Raw genomic sequence first — 20,368 nt, forward strand, 5'->3', positions numbered from 1 at the left:
CTCCTTCATCGCTGTATTAAGCTTAAAATGATTTATCATTACTTATATAAAGGTCCATAAGTTTGACAAGCGCGATAATCGGCTCCTGTAAAGTCTCCACTCCCAAACGCACCCCAAACACTAGGACGGAAAATACGACTTTCATCTACATTATGCATCGAAACTGGAATCCGAAGCATCGAAGCTAACGTGATGAAATCATCGCCAATATGTCCGTAGCTTACTGCACAGTGATTGGACCCCCAATTGTACATAACGGAATAAACATCTTTAAATGCACCTTCTCCTGTTAGTTTAGGAACAAACCAGGTCGTTGGCCAAGTAGAATCTGTTCTTTGATCTAACACATCATGTACATCCTGTTCTAGCTCTACACTATAACCTTCCGCAAGTTGTAGAACAGGTCCAAGCCCATCAATGATATTGATTCGTGCAATCGTTACAGGCATACCGCCTTTAGTTGTGTAATCCGTCGAAAAACCTCCTCCGGGGAAGAAATCAACGGCTTGGCACCATTTTGTTGCATCCAGACATTTATTGACCTCTTCCTCTGAGATTTCCCAAAATGGTTTCATGGCAGGTGTACCATCTTTTTCTTGCTGTCCTGTTCCGTCCAAAGCTGCTGGTCCAGAGTTCAGCAAATGAATGATTCCATTTGATGCTGCCCCTGTTAATTCTTTACCCGTTACACGTTGAACAGCCTCCGGACTCCAATAAGTGCGAACATCCGCAAATATTTGTGCTGCATTTGTCAACAAATGTCCAAACAGCATCGTAATTCCATTTAATGTATCATTTTCCGTTGCCATCATAAATGGCTCTCTTATTCCATTCCAATCGAAGGACGAATTTAAAATTGCCTCCATAAAGTCGCCAGTTGGCATAAAATCTGTCCATGCCCGCTGTCCCTGGAAACCGGCTGCAATCGCATTATGTCCTAATGCAGCTTCCCCAAAGCCCTTCTCGGCTAGTTTTGGGTTTCCAACCATAAGGTCTCTTGCAATAAGTGCCATTTTGACAACGGTTTTCCAATCCTCTTCTTTTTGTTCTTCCGTTCGTTGTGCCTCTGGTAAATTCGTATTTTCTCCTTCTTGACAATTTTCCCGTACCCACGTATAAGCTAACTCATATTCTTCTTCATCATAAATTTCATTCTGTAATCTTCTTATGATTTCACTCATATCTACGTATTCATTTCTCATTCCTAGATATTCCTGGAAAAAGTCTTCGATGACGATACTGCTTGCTATCCCCATTGATACCGAACCGATGGAAAGATATGATTTATCCCGAATCGTTGTGACTGCAAGCGCAGCTTTGGAAAACTGTAATAATTTCGTTTGTACATCTTCAGGAACGGAAGAATCACTCATCTCTTGTACATCTCGGCCATAAATATTGAATACTGGCAAGCCCTTTTGATTATGCGCAGAAGAGGCAGCCGCTAAATAGACAGCTCCTGGTCTTTCCGTACCATTAAATCCCCATATTGCTTTAATCGTATGAGGGTCTTGATCCATTGTTTCTGTTGGATAACACCAGGAGGGAGAGACGGTAATCGTTACTGCAACCCCTTCTTTCTTAAACTTTTCTTGTGCTTGAGCTGCTTCTACAACGCCGCCAATGGTCGTATCTGCAATGACACATTCTACCGGAGATCCATCTGGATAACGCAACTGCTCCTTTAGAAGACTTGCCACACTTGTTGCCATTTTCATTGTAACCTCTTCTAAAGATTCTCGAATTCCACCTTGCCGACCATCAATGACAGGACGAATCCCAATTTTGGAAAATTCTCCCACCCATCTTTTTCCGGTGCTTTTAGAAAGATTGTCTTTGTTTGTTAACATGTTCATTCCTCCTGTTTTGTTATTTGTTTTCAGTTCATTAAACTACATCAAGATAAATATCCATCTTGATCAAATTCAAGCTTAGTCGGATCTCCAACAACCAGAACTCCTTCTAATTGTTCTATTTCTGGTAATAATGCTCTTGAAACAAAAAAAGTTTCTAACGATAATGTGTTTTTGATTCGAACTACTTTTAATTTTTCTAAATTAGTTTGATTACTAGTTTGACAAGCTATTTCTAAGGCTTGTTGATCTGACTCAGCAACCAAAGGAATTTTTACACCTCTTAAATCCGTCGAGGTAATACAATTTAAGTACATGCTGATAAAATCGATTTTCTGTAAGCATTTTTGCGTTGTAATATCTGCCAAACCAATTCCCGTTGCATTCCCATACGATTCAGCAGTAATATCACCTACAATAATTTTATTTATTTTAGGCTTTACAATCCCTGCTTTTCTCCCTACAATATTTGTATCTAAACCTGATCCACTAATGTTTTTACCTATTTCATCAATATAAAGAACATCCAAATTAGCAAACGGAAGAGAGGGCATAAACTCTTTTGCTTTCTTGCACAATAAGGGCTCCCTTTCGGAAATCTCTTCTGCTGGTAGTATCTCAATATCTACTACATCATGATAGCCATTTTCTAATATAGCAACGCCTAAGGCTATTGGAGTGTTTTCAATCAATAGCTGTGCTGCCTCAGGAATCACTTCATGGAAATTATCGAAGCCCAACTGATGCAATAATGAAGCTCCTTTATGTTTTCCGAGACCTATAGTAACCATTTTCGACAAGCCGCTTTCAATTGGGCCATTAAAATCAGTATGTGCTTTAATCCTGTTTACCACAACGACTGCATCAGCTCTAAAAGCATGCTTATCAAAATGCAATGTAACATCTTTTTTATAATTACAAACCCCTACTGTTTCCATTGAAGAAACAACTGGCACACCCATTGTTCGTTCACATATTCCGAAGCTTTCAAGAACACGTGCCTGCCCTTCAGCTGTTGCACCACCATGGCTCCCCATTGCTGGAACAATGAATGGTTTTCCACCAACCTTTATAATTTCTTCAATCACAACCGATACAACCTGTTTTAGTTGAGCAATACCTCTGCTGCCAACAGCAATGGCAACAGAAGAATTAGGTTTAACTTTCGATTGAATCAACTCTTCTTTGAATTGTTTTTGAATCCTTTCTTCTATATTCTCTAACTTATAGCTTTTAAATAATTGAGTAACTGGATACATTTCAGGCAATGCTACCTTTTTTACATTAAGTTGAGTTTCCAAATTATTAAACATTTGAGTCCTCCAAAATAGCATATTTTCTTAAGCGCTATATTTAAAAATGAAAAGACCGTAAGCACTTCTAATTATGTGTAGCACTGCTCCAGTCTTATTATTTCATTAAATTCCTGTTTCCCACTATTACCGAAGCTTTTTCTGAATGATTTGCTAAATAAATTTTTTTACTCAGATTGTTGCTCAGAAAGAAAACTGTTGACTTCTTCTTTTGTTGGCATTCCTAACTGAGCTCCTTTCTTTAATACAGATAGCGCAGCAGCAGCATTACTAAATCGACATGCCTCTTCAATATTATTAGTCTTAGTCATCATATAAGTGAATGCACTATTAAAGGTGTCACCTGCACCTGTTGTATCGATTGGCTGAACTGTAAATGCAGATACTATTTGCGGCTTTTCATTCTCAAAAAAAACAGCTCCAACTTCTCCTTTAGTTATAATTAATTTAGATTGATAGTCATTTTCAAAATATCTTTTATATCCTTTAATAAGCTCATATTCATGTTGATTTGGAGTTAAATATGTTACTTTATCTAAAAGAGAATCTGACAGTTTTTCAAATGGAGCTGGATTTAACACGATTGGAATACCATGCTTCTCACAAATCATAGCCGCTTCTTCAACGGTACTTATCGGAACCTCAAATTGTGTTAATACAATATCGCTTTGTTTAATAATTTTCTCATATTCACGAATATAAGCTGGCGTAACCTTTTCATTGGCTCCAGAGACAACTGCAATACTATTGTCATTTTCAGCTATCGTAATCACCGCTACACCAGTAGAAATTCCCTCTGTTACTCCTACTGCTTCCACTTGAACATTTTCTTTCTCCAGATTGCTTTTCAATTCATACCCAAATGCATCATCGCCTACCATGCCAACCATATTTACAGTTGCTCCTAATCTGGCTAAGGCTATCGCTTGATTCGCCCCTTTACCTCCAGGCAGGGTATCAAATGATTCTCCTTTAACCGTTTCACCACGATTCGGTTTTCTGTCAACTGAAACAACTAAATCCATATTAATACTTCCAATTACAGTAATAATTGGTTCTCGTCCCACGTTACTCACTCCTCATATCTATTCTTTAATGAGCCTCAATAAGTATATTAATTTAATAGATTATCAGGTGTTTTCTCTTGAAAAACACTTATAATAGCTTGAGCCGTCATTAAGCCTACGGAATGGTATACTTCATAAGATTCTGCAGCTGTATGTGGCGTAGTGATAATATTATCGAAATGAAACAGTGGATTATCACGAGTGATTGGTTCTTTTTCATAAACATCAATTGCTGCAGCCTGTAATTTTCCTGTTTCCAGTGCTTCATACAACGCTTTTTCGTCTACAAGAGCACCCCGAGATGTATTAACAAAATAGGAACCTTGCTTCATTTGATTGAATCTTTCCTTATTCATAAAATGATGTGTCTCTGGCAAGTTCGGAAGATGCATACTAACAATATCACTGGCTTGTAATATTTCCTCATATGAAGTAAATTGAACATCATATCTAGCAGCAATCTCTTTATTAGGAAACTTATCATAAGCTAGTAATTCTACATCAAAACCGTATAATTTTTTTGCCACACTTTGCGCAATGTTTCCAAATCCTAATAAACCAACTTTTTTACCTTTTAATTCTGTGCCTACAAAACGCTCCCAATGACCTTGTCTGGTTGAGACATGTAAATTTACAGTATTACGTAAACTATTTAAAATAAGATTTACCGTTAATTCCGCAACCGCATTCGAGTTAAGTCTCGGTGCATTTGTAACCTGAATTCCATACTCTTTTGCCTGGTCCAAATTGATATTATCAACACCTACTCCAAACCTTGAAATAACTTTCAAGTTAGGCGCAAGCTTAATTATAGACTCGTCCCATGTATCAACTCCTGCCACAACTGCATCGATATCACCAATAATTTCTTTTAACTCACCAAATTTCATCGGTCTGTCATGCGGGTTTTCAATAATTTCAAAATTGTTTTTTTCTAATAATTGTTTGGCTTCTGCACACAATTGAGAATAATTAGTAGCAGTAACTAAAACTTTTTTTTGCTGACTCATCTTAATTTCCTCCAAATTCATTTTCAGGGTAGAAATACGTTAATCTGAGGCAAGAATGTAACAACCATTAAAGCTAACACCATTAATACGAACATTGGAGCAGCTGCTTTACTTACCTCCCATATTGAAAGCCTAGAAATACCTACTCCAACAAATAATGTTCCGCCAATTGGAGGGGTTATCAAAGCGATAGCTAAATTCACAACCATGATAATGCCAAAATGAACTGGATCTACTCCAATCTCTACAGCAACTGGTAAAAGGATAGGCGTCAATATAATGATGGAAGCAATAACATCCATGAATGTGCCTATAAATAATAGAAATAAATTAATGATTAATAAAAGGATAATAGGATTATCAGAAATACTAGTAATCGCATTTGCCACCATAGTTGGAATACTTTCTATCGATAATATCCTTCCGAAGAATGTCGCTGTTCCCGTAATGATTAAAATAATCGCTGTTGTTAACGCTGAATTGCTGAATACACTAAATAAATCTTTAAGCTTCAACTCTTTATATACGAATACGCCAACAATTAAGCCATAAACGGTTGCAACAACTGCAGCCTCAGTGGGTGTAAAAATACCGCCATAAATACCACCAAGAATAATAACTGGCATTGCCAATGACCAAGAAGCACTACCGAATTCCTTTCCTACATACTTCCAAGAAAACTTTTGATCATCTTTTTGGTAGCCGTGTATTTTCGCATAGAAATAACTATAAAAAACAAGTAAAGCTCCTACTAATAAACCTGGAATAATACCGGATAAAAATAAACTTCCAATAGAAGCAGATGCAGAAATTCCGTAAATAACCATTGGTATACTTGGAGGTATGATAACACCTATTGTACCTGCACAAACAATCAATGCTGTCGCGAATTTTTTATCATACCCTTGTTGGACCATTAAAGGAATAACCATACCTCCAATTGCTGCTACGGTTGCTGGACCAGAACCAGAAATAGCTGCAAAAAATATACAAGTTATGACAGTAGCTATAGCTAGCCCGCCAGTTATGTTGCCAACAAAGATTTTCGCGAATCCAAATAAACGCTTTGAGATACCGCCTCGCCCCATGACTTCCCCAGCAAGAATATAAAAAGGAATAGCCATTAAGGGAAAAGAGTCCGCAGATGTGACCAAGCCTTGCACTAAATATTCTGGTGAAACGGAGCCGCTATAAAAAATAGTTACCAGACAAGCTAAACCTAACGCAAAACCAATTGGAACCCTCACAACCATAAATAATATAAATGAACCAAACAAAATTAATGTCATCATAAGCTGCTCCCCCCTTCTATATCCTCTTCTTTTAGACTAAGCGTCCTCCAATGTTTTATAATATAAATAGTATTTTGTAATAACCTTATTAAGGTCAAAGTCATTCCAATGGGTACAGAAAGATACACATATACCATGTCAACACGCATTGCAGCACTAGTTTGTCCATAGTTCATTAATTGCTCAATCAAAAAATAACTATAGTAAATCACAACCACCGCAAAAATACCCACTAAAATATTTGAAACCAATATAAATATCTTCTTAAGTGTATCTGGTACTAAGTCATATACAATGTCGAGTGTTATATGTCTAGATTTTTTTACAGCATAGGCAATCCCAATGTAAATAAGCCATATAAAACAGTACCTTGCAAGTTCTTCCGACCATGCTAGCGAATTGTTCAAAAAATATCGCATAAACATTTGTAAACTAATTGCGGATAGAGATATAACTAGAAGCATAACTACAATCCACTCTTCTATATGTTCATTCAATTTTCGTATGATGTTCATATTAATACCTCCTAGAGGTCCTTAAAATTATAATCGTTTATAATATCCCACTTGCTCAGAATAATTTTCTAAACAAATTCTGCTATTGTAAACAAGTGTATGTTTAAAAATAAGCTGGTGTTTTTCTCATATCAATAACTTCTAAAGTTATTTCTCTTCTGAGCTAGCGGGATAACTATTTCATAATTTATATAGCGTTGCTGTATTCCTTTTAATTGCTCTTTTACTGGCGAGTATTAAGGAACGTTTCTACAACATCTTCACCAATTTCATCTTTAAACATTTCATAAACAGGCTCTGTTATCTCCTGCATTTCTTGCAATTGTTCATCAGAAAATTCATATATATCCATTCCTTCATCAACCAGTGCTTCTCTTGCCTCAACCTCTTCTTCCTGTGCCAATTCACGGTTATATTCAGTAGCTGCACCAATCGCATCTGAAATAACTTCTTGCAAATCGCTTGGTAATTCGTCATAGAATTCTTTATTTGTGATCATTACATTCGGAGCATAAACATGCTTTGTCACTGTTAAATAGTCTTGAACTTCAAAGAATTTATTGGCATAAATTAAACCAAATGGATTTTCCTGCCCATCTATTGTTCCTTGTTGTAAAGCTGTATATAATTCCCCTAATGCCATTGGTGTTGGGTTTGCACCTAATAATTTCCACGCCTCAATGTGCGTTTGATTTTCCATAGTTCTTAAAGACAGACCTTGTATATCTTCAATTGATTCAACAGGTTTTACATTGTTCGTTAGATTTCTGAATCCGTTTTCAAAATAACCTAACCCCTTAAAACCATGTTCTTCTAAGTTATCTAAAATCATTTGTCCAGGTTCTCCATCTAAGGCTTCATATGCTGTCTCCCGGTCAGTAAACAAATAAGGCATATCAAGAATAACAACTGAACTATCAAATCCGCCTAATGCTGCCGGCGAAGGTCCAGCTAAATGAACTTGTCCCATCTGCATTGCCTCGATAATTTCCCTGTCTTCTCCTAATTCTCCTGCAACATTCAATTCAACTTGTAATCTGCCGTCAGACTTTTCTTCAAGCTCCTCTTTTAAAAAATTATATGTTTTTGTAAGTGAATGGTCGGGACCAACTGAACCACCAGCAATTCTAAATGTTATTGGATCGTCTTCACCATTTGCTGATTCACTATTTGCATTTGATGAATCATTGCTGCCACACGCAGCAATAATTGATACTAAGATTAATACCATTCCTAATAATAGCTTTTTCATAATTAAAACCCCTTTTCTTTTATTTTTTAACTATTGACACTTAGTTCTTTATCTAAATCCTGTAAAGCTGCTTTTAATTTCTCAATTTCATCTAACTCTATGTCTAGATGTGGCTTTTTCATTACTCCAGCATCCAAACCTCGAATTTTTAATGCTTCTTTAAAATAAGACATATTACTTCCATTTTTTAGTACGTCGCAATATTTAGTAGCTATTTTTTGATATTTTCTAGCCTTTTCAATGTCACCTTCTTGATATGCATTATAAATAGCTACAAAAGGTTCAGGATAAACTCCAGAAACACCTGATACAGTGCCAGTACAGCCTAATGCTAAAGCAGGTAAAAATAGGTGATCTGGCCCGAATACAACATCAAAATTATCATTATTTACATTTAAATATTGACTTGTTAAAGTAAAATCAGGATAACTAAACTTAATACCAATAATATTTTTACACTGAGCAACAATCTTCCTTGTTACTTCGATTCCCAGCTCATTGGATGCACATTGCGGAATACTGTATAGATAAATAGGAAAATTTTCTGGCAAGCTATTAGCAATTCGCACATAAAAATTCTCCATTTCTCGTTCATTTACACCGAAATAAATAGGCGTAACAACCCCAATACCATCAGCACCAATCTCATGTGCATGCCATGCTAGTTCCAAAATGTTTTCAACATGAACATCACCTACATGAATATATACAGTTACTCTTTTATTAGCTGTTTTAACGACCGTTTCAGCGATTGCTTTTCTCTCTTCAATAGTTAATTTAATCATTTCTCCAGTTGTCCCTAACGGGTATAAACAATGCACACCTTTTCCAATTAAAAATTCTGTTAATTGAGCTACTTTCTCTAGATTAACGCTTCCATTTTCATCAAATGGAGTTACCATTGCTGTTGTTACACCATATAATTTTTTCATTTACAATCTCCTTCTATTCCCATTATTCTTAAAGCGCTTTCTATTTATCTTGTAGTAAAATCACCTCCTTAAATTATTTTTTACTGCTAAAACGTTATAGCAAAAGGTAAAAAATAATTGCTAAAACGTTATAGCTAGTAAAAAGGTAGTCAGTTATTAACTGACTTATAGATTAACAGCTTCGTCGTTCAATAATCTCTGTTTTAAATTGCAAAGAAACGGGAGATTCAATTTGATGATTTATGGTATCCATGAGCTGATGAACACAAGCTATTGCCATTTCTTCTACAGGTAGATGAACTGTCGTTAATGAAGGATATGTATAAGGTGCTTGTTCATTATTATCATGTCCTATAATTTCTATATCCTCTGGAACACGTAAGCCAAACTCGTTACAAGCAGACAAAGCGCCTATTGCCATAGGGTCACTTAAGAAGAAAAGAGCAGTGGGCAATTCACCTGATTGTTTTATTAATGCTCGCATTGTTTTATAGCCGCCATCTTCGGAAAAATCTCCTGACAACGTATGCGTGTTCTTTAAGTTATATTCTGTTATACCGTTTAAAAAACCTTCTTGCCGCAACTCAATAGCTTGTGAAGAAATATTAGGAATAACAATACCTACTTCTTTATGGCCTTTATCAGCTAGATAGCTTGCTACCATATTTCCTGTCAGCTTTCCGTCAACTGTAACAGAACTATACTTTTTAGTTTCACGTAAATATACCACTAGAGGAACCTTCAGTTTATTATTTTCTAGAAAATCCATATCCTCATTCGAAGCATTTGTTATAATAGCCCCATTAAACCTTGTACCTGTATATAAGCTGTCTACTTCATGCAGTTTTCCATTTTCATAAGGTTGAATTAAAAGTTCAAATAATCCATCTCTGTATAAAGATAAGTTCTGTATCCCTTGTAAAAAACGACTGACTAAAGAAGCTCTGGCATCTAAGGTCCATAAGAGAGTAATTATTGGTATGTTCTTCTCGCCCTCGTTCCTAAGTCTTCTTGCTGATATACTTGGAAGATACCCCATCTCTCTTGCTACCTCTAATACTCTTTTTTGCGTGGAAGCTGAGATTCTCATTTTATCTGCTTTTCCATTTAAGATAAAAGAGACAGTTCCTGATGAAACTCCTGCTTTTTCCGCGATTTCTCGAATTGTAGCCATTCTTGTCTCCCTAAATTACTTAATGTTTGCTAAAACGTTATAGCATGTTATTATAATAGAACGTTTTCATTTGTTTGTCAATGAGTTATTTTTACTTTTATTTAGAACATATAACTATATAAGTTGAATTAATAAATCTATCTTTTGTGCGTAACGTAATAAATCATTTATTTTAGGATTAAACACTATCGCTATCGGAAAAATAATACGCAGACTCCTATGGAAAAATGCAATTGTCTTCATGGAGACAATCAATTGCTGTCTTAGTAAGAAGGCGCTCGTAGAAAAAGGGAACTTTTTCGAGGAGACTGAACTCAAGCTTATGAAAAGCATAGTATTTTTCTGGAGCGAATGCTAGATGACAAAATCTCTATTCCAACTTATATAGCAATGTAAAAATCTATTTGACAAACTGTTCATAAACTTTTCCTGCTTGAAAAAGAATATCCTCTCTATAATAACTCGCAATCATCTGAAATCCCAGTGACAAACCATCTTCTTTCATTCCAGATGGCAGCGTCAATGCAGGGTGTCCCGTAAAATTAAACGGCGAAGTATACCGAACCATAAAATCTCCAATGTTTTCATTTCCTGCCCCTTTAAACACTATTTCTTCATCAATATACGGAGGTAAAATTGGCATTGTCGGAGTTATCATAATGTCAACTTCCTTTAGAATGCTCTCCATTTTTCTCTTCCAATCTTTCCTTGTCTTAAGGGCATTTAAATAGTCGATTGCAAGAATCTCATTTCCTCTTTTAAAAGTTTGTATCAGCTCTTTACTGTACTGATCTTTATAAATTTTATAGTTATCATTATGAATAACCGTCATTTCGGAGGTTCCTATTGTTCTGGACAACTTTACCGTATCATCATTCAGAAAGGATACATCAACCTTTTTAATCTGTGCTCCCAACTGTTTCAAATTCTTTATGACCAATTTCATCATCGAATCCGTAACTCTATCATTAAATTCATTAAAGTAAACGTTAGGAAGACCAATTTTTATATTTTTTAGTCCGTTTTCATGATCAAATGGGCGATATTTTGTATCAATCGTATTTTCTATTAGGTATTTCGCATCTTCTATATTGTTCGCAATGGCTCCGATATGATCTAATGTCCAAGAAAGAGCTGTAACACCCTTCATTGCTATTAAACCAGAGGTAGGTTTGATTCCTACAACTCCACAACATGCTGCTGGTATCCGTATGGAACCAGAGGTATCTGTCCCAATAGAGCCAACACATAAACCTGCAGCTACCGATACAGCAGACCCGCTGCTGGATCCCCCTGCAATTCTTTTTTTATTTAAAGGATTAAGTACATCCCCAAAGTGTTTATTTTTAGAAGTGACATCTGCCGCATATTCAGACATATTATTTTTCCCCAGGGTAATACACCCTGCCATTTCCAGCGAATCTACTATTTCAGCGTTGCTTTCAGCAATATTTTGGATGTCTATTTTTGAGCCATTTGTTGTAGGAAACCCTAAAATGTTGATTGCATCTTTAAATGAAATTGGAATACCATACAAACGCATTTTTTCCTTATTTGCCTGATGAACTTCTATTTTATTAGCCTGTTCAAGCGCTCTTTCTTCCATTAGAGTAATATAAGAATGAAGGTTTGAATCCTTTTCTCTAATTTTTTGTATGTATTCCTTGATAACTTCAACAGGAGTATATTTACGCTTTTGATATCCATCTAACAGGTCGTTTATCGTAAATCCCATAGAAAAATCCCTCTTTTCCGAAGCACAAATATTTTACATTTAATCGTTCATTTGTATCTCCCATAAAACAAGAAAAAGCACATCTCCTAATTATTAATTACTTTTGTAAATGAAGTTAGAAACATTCACTTTAAGTGGAGATGTACTTCCCATTTAATTCATTCACTTAGTTTTTAGAATTGGATACTACTTCTTTCAAGGCCTCCATTATTATCTTATTTATCACAACAGCAACATAGCTGGCGCCTTGATCAAAAGCTTTTGCTGCTGAAGTCGAGTCAGATGCTACCAATCCCATTTTTATATCATGTCGTTTTGCTTTTTCAAACATACTTGATATGACGTTCTGTACCTCTGGATGATTAGGATTGTCATAGCCTAAATTTACAGCTAAATCTGTTGAACCTATAAAAGCTACATCAATTTCATTTATAGTGATGATTTCTTCAAAGTTTTCTACAGCTTCTTTTGTTTCAATGTGTACAGAAATAAGATTATTCTTGTTTGCCTGATCTAAATAATCCCTTCCATTCAGTACTCCATATTGCGCTGCTGGAATTGAATAGGCAACGCCACGCATTCCAATTGGCGGGTATTTCGCTTTAGAAACAACTTCTTTCGCCTGGTCCGAATTACTAATCATCGGCACTTGGATACCTTCTGCACCATTATCCAAAGCTTTTTGTATAGATGATGGGTCATAGGAGGTACGTACAACCGGTGACATATTGGCTTGTTTTGCAGTTCGTATCATCTCTGTAATTTCGGATTGACTGAATGCTCCATGTTCATTATCAATAACAACAAAGTCATATCCATTAAATCCAAGCATTTCAACAAGTGAGGGATTATATGAATTTACAAATCCACCTAATGCTTTTTCATTATTAAAAATTTTTTCTTTCAAGTTTTTTGTCATACAGTTCAAATACTCCCTTTAAGCTAATTTTTCAGTAACCAAACTTTTAATTTACGAGAAACTTCCAACGGATTATCTAAGCTGCTGAGGTGTCCCGCATTTTTAATCACCGTCAATTCAGAGTTTGGAATTTGATGGACTATCTCATTACTCATTGCAACGGGACAGACACTGTCCTCTTCTCCAACCATTACGCTTACGAAGCATGAGATTGTTGGCAATACTTCAAACGCATCAGGTCGATACATCAATGCGGTCATTTGTCTTTCCATTGCGTCTGCTCCAACTTCTTCAGCCATATTAATTACTTTCTGAACAAGCGATGTATCCTGGTTAGCTCGCCGTATTAAACCCGGCATTAAGTAGTCCTTTGTTACACTTGTAAAATTTCCTTCTTTACTAATTTGTATAAATTTAAGCCATGTTTCAATTTGAACATCTGTTGGAGACCTGGGATTGGTATCAAGTAAAGCCAGCCGCATGACACGCTCTGGTGCTTGTCTCATAATTTCAATTGCAACCATCCCGCCCAGTGATAAGCCTGCAAGTGCAAAGCGTTCAGGTGCTTTATCCAACACGTTAGATGCCATACCTTCAATTGTATTATTTTGTGTTAAATCTCCAACTGTAATAGATGCTATATCTGCTAAATACGACATCTGATGCTCCCATAATTTTTCATTACAAAGTGTTCCTGGAAGTAATAGAAGCGGAATTTTATTGTTTCGTTTTAAATAATCCTCTTGTTTCAAGGATATGTCCCCCTCTATAAAAATTTTTGATTGTATCTGCCTGACCGGCACAGATAAAAACTACGGCCGGCAGGTCAGGCAGACGTCCATCCAAAACTAAAAGTTGTGCTTTCGTTTACTTCTGACCCATTTTCAACTTTTTTGCCATTTCTTTTTCAAGCTGGCTAAAGTTTTCTGGTGGTATCATTTTACCCTTATCGTCTACACGGAAATTATATTCTTCCCCTTTTTTCACTACCTTTGGATCCCAGATTGGATCGGGACGGTCGAAAACTTCATGTTGTTCCAATATAGAAAATAACCACGAATCTTCCTCTGCAATATTCTCAAAACCTCTATACATGTAAGGAGGTAAAGAAATCATATCCCACGGTTTTAAAATCGTTTCTCCTTCAATCTCATCTGCGCTGTTCCCCCAATAAAAGCGCCATTCTCCTGTTAATACAAAAAATGTTTCGATATATTCGTGCGTATGATAAGCTGGCCCATTTCCTTTAGGTGCCTTTACCATACCAATTTGAAAGCCGTGCGGCTCAGTAATGACTGGATTATAATTCTCATTTTCACTTGCGGTGTCACCAATCAAAGCATAATTAAGCCGGTTATGCCCTGGAATAATACTATCAATAAACATTAACGGAATGGCTTTATCCTTTATTTCATCAAAACGTACAACCCAATCCCTTTCGATAATTTCTTTTGTGAAATTTGTTTTTTCTGAATTCATTTATTTTTCCTCCTTGATATCTGTATAATGAAATGAATTATTTCTCTTCCATGCAAATTTAATTTGATTTTCTTTTAAATGCGGATAAATGATGCCCTTCTAGTCCTTCTATTTCAGACTGTCTACTTGAATGTGTCGCTAAATAATCAACTCCTGCTCCGGTTATTTCTTGGAAAGTAGCCACTTTCACATAACTGCCTACCCATAAACCACCTGTGTATCGCCCCCCTCTATTAGTGGGTAATGTATGGTTTGTCCCCGAAACTTTATCAGAGAATACAACAGAACTATTCGCACCGATAAACAAAGAACCATAATTATATATTTGATCTATAATATCTTTACTATTTTTCAAATGTAAATGGAGGTGTTCCCCTGCAATTTTATTACACACACTGATTCCTTCCTCAACCGATTCCACCACAATAATTTCTCCCAATCGCTCCCATGATTCGTGTGCGGGAGAATTTTCGTTAAATGTCTCTAAAAGCAGGTTTACCTCTTCCAGCGTTTTGTCAGCCATTTTTTTTGAGGTGCTGATTAAAATAGCCCTCGCATTAGGATCATGCTCAGCTTGCGCTAATAAATCAACAGCCACTAGTTCCGGGTTGGTGGACTCATCAGCAAAAACTACTACTTCACTAGGACCTGCAACCAAGTCTATTCCCACTTCTCCAAACACCTGTCTCTTTGCTTCAGCTACAAACCGGTTTCCTGGCCCAGATATCACATCAACCTGTGGAAGAGTTTCCGTTCCATACGCCATCGCTCCTATAGCTTGGGCACCACCAATCGCATAGATTTCACTAACTCCAGATTTTTTCAATCCGTATATAACTGCTGGATGAATACTGCCATTATAGTTAGCTGGGCTACAAGCAATTATCTTCTTTACTCCGGCAACTTTAGCAGGAGCAGCAACCATTGGCCCGCTTGAAAGTAGTGGGTAGCGCCCTCCTGGCACGTAGGTTCCTACTGTTTCCACTGGGATTACTTTGTGCCCCAAACGAATTCCATCTCCAAATTCCTTGTCCAATGGTAGTAGGCAATCCAACTGTGCTTGAGCAAATTCAGAAACGCGCTTTACGACATTGTCTATTAAATGTTTTTCTTCATCTGTTAATTCTCTAATTGCAATTTCTATTTCTTCTTCACTCAGACGAATCGAAGTCCTTTCCGACTTACCAAACTTTTTCTCATATTCCTTTACTGCTTCGTCACCATGTGATCGGATGTTCTTTAATATATCTTTTACAGTTTGTTCGGTTTCCTCTGATGTTTCTGCTTTTTCATAAGACGACTTTTTAATGAATTCCAAAACAATTCCCCTTTCAATCTTTTTAAGGCAATATATGTTAGTCACATAGCAGTTTATTTAATTGCTCCTGCACTCATTCCTTTTACAAATTGTTTACGCACAATAAGCATAAAGATAATAGTAGGGATAACGTAAATTACCCCAGCTGCAGCCATTTCATTCCAAATAACTCCATTTTCTCCAACAAAATAGGACAGAGCTACAGGAAGTGTAACTGCTTCTTGGCTTGTAAGAATTAGAGCAAACATAAACTCATTCCATACAACAACAAAACAGAATACAGTTGCTGTTATAATTCCTGGCTTAGCCATTGGCAAAACAATATTCCATATAATCCTTAATCTGCTTGCACCATCGATTGCTCCTGCTTCTTCCATATCTTTTGGAATACTATCCATAAAACCTTTAATCAGCCATATTGCATATGGGATGGTGTGCCCTAAATTGACAATGATAAGTGCCACAGTTGTATCCAATAGTCCCCAATTTCTAAATGCTGAAAAGAATGGAATAACGTTAACAATTAATGGAATAAACTGAGTTGCTAAGATGGCAAACATAAGCAGCGTTTTACCCGGTATTCTGTATCTTGATATACTGTATGCTGCTAAAATACTCACTGGAACGGTAATAATAAGTGTGAAAAATACGACGATTAAACTATTCATATAATAGTTTTCAAAATTATATGCTGAACTGAATAATCTACGGAAATTATCTAGTGTCGGCTCAAAAATAATACTGATGGAATAAACGTCTTCACCAGATTTAAAGGCGGTTAATAAAATCCATAAAATTGGGAAAAAGAGAAAAATAACAACTAATAATACACCAATTAGTTCTAGAACAGAATAAATAGTTTTTTTGCGTTTTATTGTATTCATTAGTTCCAATCATCTCCTTTTACCAATTTCCTCATGTAGATTAACACAAATGCTACTGTTATAATAGCCAAGATATATCCTAGAGCTGCCCCGTATCCCATATCAAAGTATCTAAAGGACGTATTATATACCAAGAAGTTTAATACTTCTGTTGAATTTCCTGGCCCTCCGCTAGTCAACGTAACTATCGGATCAAATTGTTTTAATGCAAACATCGTCATTAATATTGTTGCAATAAGAACAATTGGTTGAATCATCGGCAAGGTGATGCGAAAAAAAGTTTGAAAACCATTAGCACCGTCCATTTTTGCCGCTTCATATACTTCTTTTGGTAATCCCATTATTCCGCTTATAAACATTAAGGACATAAACGGAAGCCAGATCCATACTGCTATAGAAATAAGCGCAATCATTGCTGTTACAGCATTTCCCAACCAAACAACATCGGATAACGGAGGGATAAAGAAACCAATTATCGCTGCGAACACACCATAATCAGGATTTAACATAAACCTCCAGGAATAACCTACGAGAGCAGGGCTTAATGCAAATGGAATAATCAGTACTGCTCTCAAATAAGAAATGTAGGTTTTTTCTTTACTTAATAGAAGCGCAACTAAAATAGCGCAAACAATTGTCACTATTACAGTAGCAACTGTAAATATTAATGTTACCCATGCACTATTCCAAAAATTTGGGTCATTGAACGCTCTTACATAATTATCAAAACCGATAAAAGAACCAATTTCAAGACTTTCTGTCAGGTTCCACTCATGAAGACTTATCCAAAGTGACCTAGCTAATGGAAAAATAGTGATTGTAGCCATAATCAGTAATGCAGGAGCTAATAAAATGTATTTGAAAAATTTACTTTCCATTCTTACCCTCCCACTAATACACATTTTGTATTAAATACCTTTTTCATTTTTCGATATTATTCTTGTAATAGCAGCTCCACTTCTTCTGCTGCTGCGTCTAACTGGCTCTGTACATCCTCTCCAGTCGCCATATTGGATATTGCTCTGCTTAGAATATCTGATATTTGTGGCCATTCTGGTATAGTAGGAAACGTTTCCGCATTTTCAAAACTGTCTCCACCAATATTAAACAAATCGTCTCCAAGTTCATTTAATTCTTCGTCTCTAAGATTTTCCAACTGAACAATATCTGTAGAGAATTGATCCATTGGTACTTCTTCATTTAACGAATCCATAACAATACTTTTTTCATTTTCAGGATTACTGAGCCATTCCATGAATTCCCATGCAGCTTCTTTATTTTTTGAACTTTCCATCATCCCAAGCGGGAAAGTAGATACACTTGCAACTTGTTCACCATCATCCCATGTTGGAATAGTGGTAAAGTTCACGTTTCCTCGTACTTCCTCTGCCGACGAGTCACTAGCATTAAAGTCAGAATAGACCCACCACCATCCTATCCACATTGCTGATCTTCCTTGCTTAAAATGAGTTCTAGACTCTTGTTCCGCAAAGGAAACAGATCCCTCTGGAGCAAAGCCTTCTCTTAGCAAATCTATATATTTTTCTGTTGCTTCAACACCTTCAGAGCTATTAAAAACAGGAGTATTATTTTCGTCTAGGATTTCAGCTCCATTTCCCCATAGATAACTTGCCCATATCGCAAGGTTCTGCCCATTATTTCCCGCTTGATAGTACGGTGTTATAGCAGATTTATCTGTTTCTGAAGTGATTGTTTCGCTAACGTTTTCAAGTTCTTCCCATGTAGTTGGGGGTTCAATACCCAAATCCTCGAAAACATCTTCTCTATAGAACAATACTTGTGCATTAGCACGTAGAGGCAAACTATAGATTTCACCATCATAAGTTGATAATTCTACAATTGATTCTGGGAAACGCTCAAAAAAATCTTCATCCGCATATCCACTTAACGGCTCTAAAAATTGTGAAATAGAAGGTCCCATCACGTCCAAATGAGTAACTAAATCAAAAGATGCGTCTCCAGAGATTCCTTCAGCTGTTATTCTATCTAACAAATTATCATATGGAATCCCTATAAACTCGACTTCAATACCTGTTTCTTCTGTAAACTGTTCGCTGCGTGCCTCCCAAGCATTAAACTGACCAATATTACCTTCTGTAACTGCAACTGTTACAGTCTGGTCTTCTAAATCTTCACTGCTATTATTATTACAGGCAGTCAATAGAACAACGAATACTAGCAGCATGATGAATAAAATATTCTTTTTCAAACGAATCACCTCATATGTTTAATTGTGAGCCCTACTAGCTTTAAATCATATATGAAACGTTAATTACTTAAGATACACCTGTGAAGTTCCCATCGTCATATCCATTGTCTTCACTATCATTTTCAGTATCATTTTCGCTTTCTGTATAAATTTGACGAAGTACTTCCATTCCGTCAAAGAGCATCCACTCTTCTTGGATTTTTTCATTTCTTACTTTAAAATGGTTCATTCCATGGATTTCAATAGGTTTTCCACTTGGATTGCCAAAATACCCAATACCACTATGCAGACCTTGTATTCTCCAACGAACCGCAACATCCCAATCTTTTTCATTATCTCTTTTATTACAAGTTACGCGTTCTAAAATAACTTTTGAGTTCGGAACGGAAGCAAATAGATTAATAAACATTCCCTGTATCTCACTATGACCAATCATATCTCTATTACATACATAATGAATAACAGCATTTTCATCATAAAAATCCTTGACTTTATTAATAGAGCGTCTGTCCCACACTTGATTAAAGAGCATTAACATAAAATCTCCAATTTCAAAGCCCTCGTATTTGGGTTTATAAGCTTGTGGCTGTAACCCTTCTTCTGCCGATTGCGCTATATTAAATTGAAGGGTTGGAGCTAATTTGCTCGTTTGTTTTGCAGTGCGTTTTGCAATTTCTATTGGATCAAATCCAAGCTGTTGCACCAGGTGATAAGTGTCCATTACCAGCCATTCTTCATAGATTTTATTTTCATATATCAAACAATCAGCTGTCGTTCGAAAGACTACTTTTTTCCCTGTTGCAGGACCGTACAAAGTATTACCTAAATTTGTTCCAATCGATCTTCCTCTATGCGAGGTAAAAAAACCTTCTTTATCATTTCCTGACCATACAACACTCCACCCCAATCCTGTACGATCCGGAAAAGATTGCAAAGTTTGCAGCGTTCCTGCAATAACTTCATTTACACCATGGCTATTAATAAGTCCTCGATGTATTTGTACACCATGGCTATAGGTATCGTAAATTAAACCGATATCTTTTTCCTTCCAAATTTGTCGTGTTATCCGAATAATATAATCGATAATATTATGATAGTCTCCAAATCCCTGCATACTTTGTTTTTTAATATTTTTTACATCTATATTTAAATAGTCATCGTCATCTTTAGAGTCCACCATATTTACTTCTGAACTATCTGCATAGTATACAAGCTTCGAAAGTTCATTTTGATGATTTTCTTTTTCAGCTTTACTTATATTATTATCGGAACTCTCCAGATGTTTTGTTGGTTCTTCCTTTTCTGTAAAATTATTATTTTTTGTTTCCTTCATGTGAAATCTTCCTTTCTATAAATAAATTGGATAGTAGTTTTTTCACTTCATCACTACACACA

General features: G+C 36.1%; 18 protein-coding genes. All 18 read right to left on the reverse strand.

Translation table 11 applies throughout. From position 1 onward, the window contains the following. Nucleotides 1-38 precede the first annotated feature (38 nt). A complete protein-coding gene (locus MKY45_RS22090; RefSeq protein ID WP_332094045.1) occupies nt 39-1,850 on the reverse strand; it encodes an L-fucose isomerase in 1,812 nt (603 codons plus the stop codon). Nucleotides 1,851-1,897: 47 nt separating this feature from the next. Next, nucleotides 1,898-3,166: a lactate racemase domain-containing protein gene (locus MKY45_RS22095; RefSeq protein WP_256705330.1), complete on the reverse strand. Its 1,269-nt coding sequence runs from the start codon at nt 3,164-3,166 to the stop codon at nt 1,898-1,900. 167 nt (nt 3,167-3,333) lie between these two features. Continuing rightward, on the reverse strand, nt 3,334-4,233 hold the full coding sequence (gene rbsK / locus MKY45_RS22100; RefSeq protein WP_341173410.1) for a ribokinase: 900 nt from the start codon (nt 4,231-4,233) through the stop codon (nt 3,334-3,336). A 47-nt stretch (nt 4,234-4,280) separates the two neighbouring features. Beyond that, on the reverse strand, nt 4,281-5,243 hold the full coding sequence (locus MKY45_RS22105; RefSeq protein ID WP_341173411.1) for a phosphoglycerate dehydrogenase: 963 nt from the start codon (nt 5,241-5,243) through the stop codon (nt 4,281-4,283). Nucleotides 5,244-5,266: 23 nt separating this feature from the next. Further along, a complete protein-coding gene (locus MKY45_RS22110) occupies nt 5,267-6,535 on the reverse strand; it encodes a TRAP transporter large permease (RefSeq protein WP_256705334.1) in 1,269 nt (422 codons plus the stop codon). Further along, nucleotides 6,532-7,050: a TRAP transporter small permease gene (locus MKY45_RS22115; RefSeq protein ID WP_256705335.1), complete on the reverse strand. Its 519-nt coding sequence runs from the start codon at nt 7,048-7,050 to the stop codon at nt 6,532-6,534. Before MKY45_RS22115 ends, MKY45_RS22110 begins: the two co-directional genes overlap by 4 nt. 223 nt (nt 7,051-7,273) lie before the next feature. Then, entirely contained in the window at nt 7,274-8,302 is a 1,029-nt protein-coding gene (locus tag MKY45_RS22120) for a TRAP transporter substrate-binding protein (RefSeq protein WP_256705336.1), read from the reverse strand. A 26-nt stretch (nt 8,303-8,328) separates the two neighbouring features. Continuing rightward, entirely contained in the window at nt 8,329-9,234 is a 906-nt protein-coding gene (locus MKY45_RS22125) for a dihydrodipicolinate synthase family protein (protein WP_256705337.1), read from the reverse strand. A 172-nt stretch (nt 9,235-9,406) separates the two neighbouring features. Then, nucleotides 9,407-10,408, reverse strand: a complete 1,002-nt coding sequence (locus MKY45_RS22130; RefSeq protein WP_256705338.1) for a LacI family DNA-binding transcriptional regulator — start codon at nt 10,406-10,408, stop codon at nt 9,407-9,409. 400 nt (nt 10,409-10,808) lie between these two features. Beyond that, nucleotides 10,809-12,143, reverse strand: coding sequence for an amidase (locus tag MKY45_RS22135; RefSeq protein WP_256705339.1), 1,335 nt, complete (start codon nt 12,141-12,143; stop codon nt 10,809-10,811). A gap of 166 nt (nt 12,144-12,309) precedes the next feature. After that, nucleotides 12,310-13,062 (reverse strand): HpcH/HpaI aldolase family protein, encoded by a 753-nt coding sequence (locus tag MKY45_RS22140; protein ID WP_256705340.1) that lies wholly within the window; start codon nt 13,060-13,062, stop codon nt 12,310-12,312. A 23-nt stretch (nt 13,063-13,085) separates the two neighbouring features. After that, nucleotides 13,086-13,814 carry an alpha/beta fold hydrolase gene (locus tag MKY45_RS22145; protein WP_256705341.1) on the reverse strand — a complete coding sequence of 243 codons (729 nt, stop codon included), beginning with the start codon at nt 13,812-13,814 and terminating at the stop codon, nt 13,086-13,088. A 115-nt stretch (nt 13,815-13,929) separates the two neighbouring features. Next, nucleotides 13,930-14,541, reverse strand: coding sequence for a cupin domain-containing protein (locus MKY45_RS22150; RefSeq protein ID WP_256705342.1), 612 nt, complete (start codon nt 14,539-14,541; stop codon nt 13,930-13,932). A 58-nt stretch (nt 14,542-14,599) separates the two neighbouring features. Continuing rightward, the gene (gene hisD / locus MKY45_RS22155; protein WP_256705344.1) at nt 14,600-15,859 is read right to left on the reverse strand and encodes a histidinol dehydrogenase; all 1,260 of its coding nucleotides are present in this window, start codon (nt 15,857-15,859) and stop codon (nt 14,600-14,602) included. Between the two features lie 53 nt (nt 15,860-15,912). Next, nucleotides 15,913-16,743, reverse strand: coding sequence for a carbohydrate ABC transporter permease (locus MKY45_RS22160; RefSeq protein WP_256705345.1), 831 nt, complete (start codon nt 16,741-16,743; stop codon nt 15,913-15,915). Further along, nucleotides 16,743-17,621: a carbohydrate ABC transporter permease gene (locus MKY45_RS22165; protein ID WP_256705346.1), complete on the reverse strand. Its 879-nt coding sequence runs from the start codon at nt 17,619-17,621 to the stop codon at nt 16,743-16,745. Before MKY45_RS22165 ends, MKY45_RS22160 begins: the two co-directional genes overlap by 1 nt. 56 nt (nt 17,622-17,677) lie before the next feature. Further along, nucleotides 17,678-18,973: an ABC transporter substrate-binding protein gene (locus MKY45_RS22170; RefSeq protein WP_341173412.1), complete on the reverse strand. Its 1,296-nt coding sequence runs from the start codon at nt 18,971-18,973 to the stop codon at nt 17,678-17,680. A gap of 67 nt (nt 18,974-19,040) precedes the next feature. After that, on the reverse strand, nt 19,041-20,306 hold the full coding sequence (locus MKY45_RS22175) for an ester cyclase (protein ID WP_341173413.1): 1,266 nt from the start codon (nt 20,304-20,306) through the stop codon (nt 19,041-19,043). Nucleotides 20,307-20,368: the final 62 nt, after the last annotated feature.

It is taken from the genome of Oceanobacillus sp. FSL K6-0251 (assembly GCF_038004725.1).
Taxonomy (GTDB): domain Bacteria; phylum Bacillota; class Bacilli; order Bacillales; family Amphibacillaceae; genus Oceanobacillus; species Oceanobacillus oncorhynchi.

Excerpts from the sequence above, each read along its gene's own strand:
- MKY45_RS22090 (WP_332094045.1), bottom strand. The coding sequence starts at position 1,850 with ATGTTAACAAACAAAGACAATCTTTCTAAAAGCACCGGAAAAAGATGG.
- MKY45_RS22095 (WP_256705330.1), bottom strand. The coding sequence starts at position 3,166 with ATGTTTAATAATTTGGAAACTCAACTTAATGTAAAAAAGGTAGCATTG.
- MKY45_RS22105 (WP_341173411.1), bottom strand. The coding sequence starts at position 5,243 with ATGAGTCAGCAAAAAAAAGTTTTAGTTACTGCTACTAATTATTCTCAA.
- MKY45_RS22110 (WP_256705334.1), bottom strand. The coding sequence starts at position 6,535 with ATGATGACATTAATTTTGTTTGGTTCATTTATATTATTTATGGTTGTG.
- MKY45_RS22115 (WP_256705335.1), bottom strand. The coding sequence starts at position 7,050 with ATGAACATCATACGAAAATTGAATGAACATATAGAAGAGTGGATTGTA.
- MKY45_RS22120 (WP_256705336.1), bottom strand. The coding sequence starts at position 8,302 with ATGAAAAAGCTATTATTAGGAATGGTATTAATCTTAGTATCAATTATT.
- MKY45_RS22125 (WP_256705337.1), bottom strand. The coding sequence starts at position 9,234 with ATGAAAAAATTATATGGTGTAACAACAGCAATGGTAACTCCATTTGAT.
- MKY45_RS22130 (WP_256705338.1), bottom strand. The coding sequence starts at position 10,408 with ATGGCTACAATTCGAGAAATCGCGGAAAAAGCAGGAGTTTCATCAGGA.
- MKY45_RS22135 (WP_256705339.1), bottom strand. The coding sequence starts at position 12,143 with ATGGGATTTACGATAAACGACCTGTTAGATGGATATCAAAAGCGTAAA.
- MKY45_RS22140 (WP_256705340.1), bottom strand. The coding sequence starts at position 13,062 with ATGACAAAAAACTTGAAAGAAAAAATTTTTAATAATGAAAAAGCATTA.
- MKY45_RS22150 (WP_256705342.1), bottom strand. The coding sequence starts at position 14,541 with ATGAATTCAGAAAAAACAAATTTCACAAAAGAAATTATCGAAAGGGAT.
- MKY45_RS22160 (WP_256705345.1), bottom strand. The coding sequence starts at position 16,743 with ATGAATACAATAAAACGCAAAAAAACTATTTATTCTGTTCTAGAACTA.
- MKY45_RS22165 (WP_256705346.1), bottom strand. The coding sequence starts at position 17,621 with ATGGAAAGTAAATTTTTCAAATACATTTTATTAGCTCCTGCATTACTG.
- MKY45_RS22175 (WP_341173413.1), bottom strand. The coding sequence starts at position 20,306 with ATGAAGGAAACAAAAAATAATAATTTTACAGAAAAGGAAGAACCAACA.